This window comes from Trebonia sp., from assembly GCF_049794275.1.
Classification (GTDB): domain Bacteria; phylum Actinomycetota; class Actinomycetes; order Streptosporangiales; family Streptosporangiaceae; genus Trebonia.
In genome coordinates, this window is sequence record NZ_JBARCR010000666.1 from 1 (window position 1) to 6,152 (window position 6,152).

8 protein-coding genes are annotated in these 6,152 nt (G+C 70.1%); all 8 read right to left on the reverse strand.

Annotation, left to right across the window (positions count from 1 at the left end; all coding sequences use genetic code 11):
- Nucleotides 1-530: 530 nt before the first annotated feature.
- Nucleotides 531-1,100 carry an O-methyltransferase gene (locus WA805_RS17865; protein ID WP_425242896.1) on the reverse strand — a complete coding sequence of 190 codons (570 nt, stop codon included), beginning with the start codon at nucleotides 1,098-1,100 and terminating at the stop codon, nucleotides 531-533.
- 346 nt (nucleotides 1,101-1,446) lie between these two features.
- A complete protein-coding gene (locus tag WA805_RS17870) occupies nucleotides 1,447-1,896 on the reverse strand; it encodes an SRPBCC family protein (RefSeq protein WP_422271330.1) in 450 nt (149 codons plus the stop codon).
- Between the two features lie 18 nt (nucleotides 1,897-1,914).
- Entirely contained in the window at nucleotides 1,915-2,736 is an 822-nt protein-coding gene (locus WA805_RS17875) for an N-acyl homoserine lactonase family protein (protein WP_422271328.1), read from the reverse strand.
- A 178-nt stretch (nucleotides 2,737-2,914) separates the two neighbouring features.
- Entirely contained in the window at nucleotides 2,915-3,601 is a 687-nt protein-coding gene (locus WA805_RS17880; protein ID WP_422271326.1) for a Crp/Fnr family transcriptional regulator, read from the reverse strand.
- 139 nt (nucleotides 3,602-3,740) lie between these two features.
- A complete protein-coding gene (locus WA805_RS17885; protein WP_422339780.1) occupies nucleotides 3,741-4,175 on the reverse strand; it encodes an SDR family NAD(P)-dependent oxidoreductase in 435 nt (144 codons plus the stop codon).
- 61 nt (nucleotides 4,176-4,236) lie between these two features.
- Entirely contained in the window at nucleotides 4,237-4,662 is a 426-nt protein-coding gene (locus tag WA805_RS17890; RefSeq protein WP_425242897.1) for an SgcJ/EcaC family oxidoreductase, read from the reverse strand.
- 127 nt (nucleotides 4,663-4,789) lie between these two features.
- Nucleotides 4,790-4,987 (reverse strand): hypothetical protein, encoded by a 198-nt coding sequence (locus WA805_RS17895; protein ID WP_425242898.1) that lies wholly within the window; start codon nucleotides 4,985-4,987, stop codon nucleotides 4,790-4,792.
- Nucleotides 4,988-5,061: 74 nt separating this feature from the next.
- Nucleotides 5,062-6,152, reverse strand: a 1,091-nt coding sequence (locus WA805_RS17900) for an MFS transporter (RefSeq protein ID WP_425242899.1), incomplete at its 5' end; no start/stop codon positions are given.

Sequence of the window (6,152 nt, forward strand, 5' to 3'; positions counted from 1 at the left end):
CCGGCGGCCCATGTCTTCGGAACCCGGGCCGGGCGGTCCGGCCACCACCACGATCCGGGCGAGATCATAGGGACAAAGCAGCCGGCGCGCCGACCAGGCGGCCCCGGTGCCGTCGGCTGGCCGCTCCATCGGAGCGAGGGCTTATCGCGGGTATGAAGACCATGGCCACCTCCGCCGGGAACCTCGCTGCCGTAGACGGGCAAATGTCATGACCGGCCATGGTAGCGGCTCTCGCGACCGTCCCCGAAGCTGGCGGGGATTGCACATGGCCGCTGATCAGCGGCTACGGCCATGGTAATACCGCTGTGACACGGCGAGGTCGGCCGTCGCGCCCTGGCTGGCCTCACCGCTGCCAGCGTCTGCCAAATCTTCGCTCAAGGACCTTCAGGTGCACCTGTCGCGCGCTGAGCCCATATCAGCCATTCGGGTGCAGGCCGGACGGCCAGGCTGACGGACCGGGACTAGCGCCAAATAAGGCGGTTCTAGGATCTTGGCACCCTTTGAGCGGGCGCGGGCACCCGCTGACGTCTTTAGGTGTGGCGGGTGCTGAGGATGACCCCGGATCCGTGGCGGAGCTCGACGGAGGTGAGCAGCGGGCTGGTCAGCAGCGCCTGGCGTACCTGCTGCTGCCTGGCATGCTGTTCGGTGTCCCACTGCGGGGCGGCGGTCATGTCGTCGACGATCAGCATTCCGTGCGGGGCCAGCGCCGCGATGGTGCGGTCCAGCCCTTCCCATTTACCGCCCTGGGCATCAGCGAAGATGAGATCGAACCTGCCCGCCTCGCCCAGCACGTCGAGCGCGTCGGCGCACCGCAGTTCCACGAAACCCGGCCAGTCACCCTGCGCGGCCAGTGCCGCGGTGCCAGGGTCCTTTTCCACCGTGATGACCGTGACGTCGGCCCGCGGCAGCAGCGCGGAGGCTATCCAGGCGGTGCCCACCCCGGTCCCGGTGCCAAGCTCAAGCACCCGGGCCCCGGCAGGCAGGTGAGCGGCGAGCACGGCCAGCAGCCGGCCGGCCGCCGGATCACAGGACAGGGAGAAACCCTCCCGGCGGGCCCGGGCAGTGGCCTGCCGGACCAGCGAGGGCACGGGGATGTCCACGGACGGGCACTCTAGCAGCCCAGCACGCCACTGCCGGCTCCGCGACGAGGCTGCTGCCAGGCAACCCGCCAGCAGCACAACCGTCCTGTCCGTCGGCCACCGCGAACACCGCGCCGCGCAACGTGATCGGCGCGCGCTGCCACCAAATCCTGCCGAGTATGCGCGGCTGGGTTACAGCCTTTGTTCGGGCTGCAATCCGTGCAGATCTGGTGCTTCTGTGCGCCGGGAAGCCCGGTGGCGGTGCCACAGCCTCGGTGATGTTCGCCGAAGTGCGTCGGACGGATTCACTCGCCGCCAGTGGTGGCGGCAGTGCACTGGCGGCACCACTGAGGGTATTGATCTGGTCTCATCCTGCTGCAGGGCGGGTGCGCTCCAGCAGTTGTTTGAGTGTGCCGAGGTTGCGCGCGACCGCTGCCTTGACTCCTGGGACGGCTAGCGGGCCGAGTGGCCGCAAGAGGGCTGATGAGGGTTCCAGCTCGACATGGTTGGTCAGCCGGGTCCCGTCGGCTGTCGGCTCGAGCAGGTAGCTGCTGCTGGCGTTGAAGGGGCCGATCTGTCCTTTCACGGCGAGCTGGCTGGGGGGCGCGAAGGCAGTGACCTCGAAGTCCTCATCGCTGCTGCGGGGGATGGTGCGGGTCTGCCGGTAGGTGGCACCTACTCCCGCCTGACCGGGCGAGGTCTGGACGGTGCGCGCGATGGCGTAGTTCCACGCCGGGATGTTGCCGAAGTCGGCGAGGAACGCGAAGACCTCTTTGGTGGGCCGGGCGATCGTGACGGTGTTCTGGAATGTTGCCATCTTGGTGGTCTCCGGGTGTCAGCTGTCGAGCAGCCGCTGGGCGGCTGTGGGGTCGTGGGCAGGCAGCACGACCAGGCCGGGCTGCTGGTCTTCTAGCGCGAGGACTTGGCGGGTCGACTGGCTGAGCTGGCGCCTGCGGCCGACGCCGGGAAGCTGGCCGCGCTGCAGGATGTCGGCTCCGTAGGTGAGGTCGCCGGTCAGCAGCAGCGGGGGCCTGCCGGTGCGGCGAACCAGCAGCGACATCGAGCCTGCGGTGTGGCCCGGGGTGGGCAGCAGCACCAGCGAGCCGTCGCCCATCACATCCAGCGACTCGGTGAACGGCGCCAGGGCGGGATCGCGGGTGGGCTCGGGGCTGATCTGGTGCCATTTCAGTCCCGGCAGCTGGATGTGGCCGCGCAGGAACCCGCGCTGCTCCGGGCCGGGCCTGGACAGCTCGGCCCATTCGGCGGCCGACACCAGCAGCTCGGTGCCGGTCAGCTCGGGCAGCCCGCCGATGTGGTCTTGGTGCAGGTGCGACAGGATCGCGGTGTCCACGTCGGAGGGGGCGTAGCCGAGCGTGGCGAGCTGGGCGGTGAGGGTGTCCTGCTCGCCGATGTCGAAGCGGGCGAGCCGGTCATACAGGTAGCCGGTAAGGCCGCCGGGGAAGTAGCGCTCATCGGTGACCGAGGCGCGGTTTTGCCCGGTGTCGAACAGGACCAGCCCGCGGGTGTGCTCGATGACGTAGACGTTGATCGGCCGCGGCGGTGTCCACTGCCGGGAGGTCAGCAGCCACCAATACATCGGCTTCCTGCTGCCGTAGGGGTGTTCGGGGCGGATCCGCACGGTCCCGGTGCTGACCACCGACACCGCCTTCACCGGTCCGGCTGATCCGGGATCGGTTCGTGAGACTGCGGTTGATGCTTTCATAGCCTGAATCTCTTTTCCTGGCGGACGCCCGCTGCCGCGGGCCCGACACAATCAGGCTGCCGCGGTTCGGCAGTTGTGTCAGTGACGCCTGTCGCCGGGCGAGCGACTAAAGTCACAGCCCGGCAGGTCCCGCCGATTCGGCGTACAGCCGGGTCGCGTCGAGAATCACCACTTGGTCTGCTGCGGTGGCCACGATTCCGGCGACCCGGAAATCGCGCAGCACGCGGGCCACTACCTCGCGGACCGACCCGGCCGCATCGGCCAGTTCCTGCTGCGACACGCGGGCCGCCAGGCGGCGATCCGGGCGCTGCCCAGTGGAGGCAAGATCAAGCAGATGAGCGGCGACACGCTGGCGCACCGAGCCGAACGCGTTGACCGCGGTCTGCTCTAGGACCTCATACAGGCGCCGGTTCAGCTCCTCGGCGATCGCCCAGCTGACCCGGGGATCGCGGCGGGCGGCCGCGGTCAGCACCCGCGCGCTGATCCGGAACAGGCTCGACGGCTCCATCGCCTGGACGCCGGTGCCGGCCGGTCCGCCTACCAGCACCGCGATCCCCAGCACGTCACCTGGCCGGGCGTACCGGACCGTGACCTGCCGGCCCTCCGGGGAGGTCAGGTACACCCGGATCAGGCCACCGACGACCAGCGCCGCCTGCGGTGGCGACCCTGGCCGGTACACCGTCGTGCCGGCCGGATAGTCGGCGAGCTCCCCCTCGGCTTGCAGTTCGCGGGTGACCTCCGGCGGCAGTCCAGCCAGGAAGCTGCACGCCAGGGCGGCTTCCAGCTGGTGGTCCGTCACGTCAACGATCTTAGGCCGTGAGCCATACGCGGGCTCGCCGACGCTGCGCCACAATCCCTGTTCTGGGCGACACGGCTACCCACCAGCGGGCAGCCACTTGCCGCGCATAGGCGGCTCCGGGCGCGACAGGTTTGACGGACTAGGGGTCACGCATGGTTCCCTGGCCGGGTCGAGGCTCGACGAAGCACCGGCGTTCGGCTGGTGTCCCTTCTTCCGGTTCTTCCGGCAGCTGGCGAATCCTCACTTCACCGCAATCCTGCACGGCGGCCTGTTCCAGTGGCCCGCCAGTGAAGATGCTGGCGTTGTTGACCAGGATGTCCAGCCGCCTCAGCTGGTCCACGGTTTGCTCAACCGCCCGCGCCGCGACGGGCGGGTCGGCGTGGTCGGCATGGATGACGACGGCGCAGCCGCCCTTGCCTTCGATGCTCTGCGCGACGTCGGCGGCCTGGGCAGCACTGTTGGCGTAGGTGAGCGCCACGGCCGCGCCGTCCGCGGCCAGCCGCCGGGCGACCGCCGTCCCGATGCCGCGGCTGCCGCCGGTCACGAGCGCCATCTTGCCTGCGAGTTTCGTCATGTAGTGCTTCTTCTTGTGCTTATTCGGGTTGCGTGCTGGTTTCGCGGATTGCGCGGGGCGGCTACTGGACGTCCTCGCCGGCGGGAGAGCTGTGGTAGGCGTGGATGAGCCACCGGCCGTCGCTCCGGGACAGTACCCAGGTCGCTCGTTCGCGCTGCCGAGCCACTAGCTGAGGTTCGCCCGGCGGCACGGTGACGCTGTCGGTGATCACGATGGCCGTGCCAGGGCTGGTGAAGCGGATGCTGCGCACCTGGTGGCTGCGCCGTGTGTTCTTCAGCGGCCCGGCGAATGCGGCCGCCATCGCCTCCCGGATCGCGTCCTGGCCGGGCAGGTAGACGCCGGGCAGGATGACAGTCGCGTCGGGCGCGTACCACGCGGCAAAGGCCTCCCCGTCACCGTCCGCCCATGCCCGGGACGTCTGGGCGAACACGGCGGGGATAGCGCTGTCCTGGCTGGTTCCGGCCGCGGTGGTGTTGCTGGTGGTCATGGGGTTTCCTTTCTGGTTCAGTTGCCGAACAGGCGGTAGCTGCCGATCGGGTCCGCCTCGGCGGTCTGCGGGGGTATCTCGCAGCGGCCGGCGATGCCGTCGGTGAATCGCCGGAAGGCGGCTACCTCTAGCAGCGGGTTGCGCTGGTGGAGGTTTCGTCAACGGCGACGTGGGCTAAGGTCCGGCCGTCATCGAGCCGGAACGTGTCGTACCGCAGCGCGGTGGGCCGGGTCTGGTGCAACTCGTCGTAGACCACCCGCACCGGCTTCTCGTTGACTCCTTCCTGGCCGGGTTTGACGGTGTAGCGCACTATCACGCGTCTCATTGCTGACCTCGCGTGATTCGTGGCTGGTATCGGTTATTGGTGTCTGCTCCCCGGCCGGGTGGCCGCTGGCTGTCTTAGCGGCCGGCCCTGGCCTGGGGCAGCGCTGGGGTCAGCTCCGCTGAGGCCGCCGGTGCCGGGTCGCGCCGGCTGCCCAGGGCCAGTGCGGCGAGCGCAGCGGCCAGGGCCAGGCCGGCCGCGGCGAAGGTGGCGGGCGCGAACCCGTTGCTGAACGTGGCCGGGGAGGCGTAGCTGCCAGCCGCGGCGAAGACGGCGGCCAGGATCGCGACGCCGAACGCTGCGCCGAGCTGGCGCATCGTGCTGAACACGCCGGTGGCCTTGCCGATGTCATCGGCCGGGACCGAACTGACCACGACCTTGGTCAGCGCCGGCAGCGCCAGCGCGATCCCGGTACCAGAGATGATCATCGGCGCGAGCAGGGCCGGATAGGCCACCTGGGGGCTGGCGACCATGGCGATCCAGGCGAACCCGGCGGCCTGCAGCAGCAGGCCGGAAACCACCAGCGGCCGTTCCCCGATCCGGTCCGCCAGTCTCCCGGACCACGGCGCGATCAGGAACGGGGCCGCGCCCCAGGGCAGCAGCCTCAGCCCGGCGCCGAGCGGGTCCTGCCCGAGGCTGACCTGCTGGAACTGGGCCATGAAGAATATCGCACCGGTCAGCGACGCGTTCCAGAGGAAGACGGCGGCGTTACCCGCGGAGAAGCCCCGCGAGGCGAACAGGCGCATCGGCAGCATCGGCGCGCGGGTGCGCAGTTCCCAGCCGACGAACGCGACCAGCAACAGCCCGCCGGCCACCAGCGTCCCGGCGACCTCGGGGCTGGCCCAGCCGGCCGAACTGCCGCGCACCAGCCCCCACACTAGGCCGAGCGCGGCGCTGGTGACCAGCGCCAGGCCGGGAAAGTCCAGCGGGGCGCGCGGCCCGTAGCTCTCCTCCAGGCGGCGCAGCGCCAGCGGGATGGCGAGCAGGCCGATCGGGACGTTCACCCAGAAGATCCACTGCCAGGCGATGCCCTGGGTGATCGCGCCGCCCAGCACCGGGCCAACCACGGCCGCCAGCGCGGTTACCGCGCCGAAGATCCCCATGGCCCAGCCGCGGCGCTGCGGCGGCACGGCCGCGTTCAGCAGCGCCAGCGCCAGCGGCATGATCA

Excerpts from the sequence above, each read along its gene's own strand:
- WA805_RS17870 (WP_422271330.1), bottom strand. The coding sequence starts at position 1,896 with ATGGCAACATTCCAGAACACCGTCACGATCGCCCGGCCCACCAAAGAG.
- WA805_RS17895 (WP_425242898.1), bottom strand. The coding sequence starts at position 4,987 with ATGAGACGCGTGATAGTGCGCTACACCGTCAAACCCGGCCAGGAAGGA.
- WA805_RS17890 (WP_425242897.1), bottom strand. The coding sequence starts at position 4,662 with ATGACCACCAGCAACACCACCGCGGCCGGAACCAGCCAGGACAGCGCT.
- WA805_RS17885 (WP_422339780.1), bottom strand. The coding sequence starts at position 4,175 with ATGACGAAACTCGCAGGCAAGATGGCGCTCGTGACCGGCGGCAGCCGC.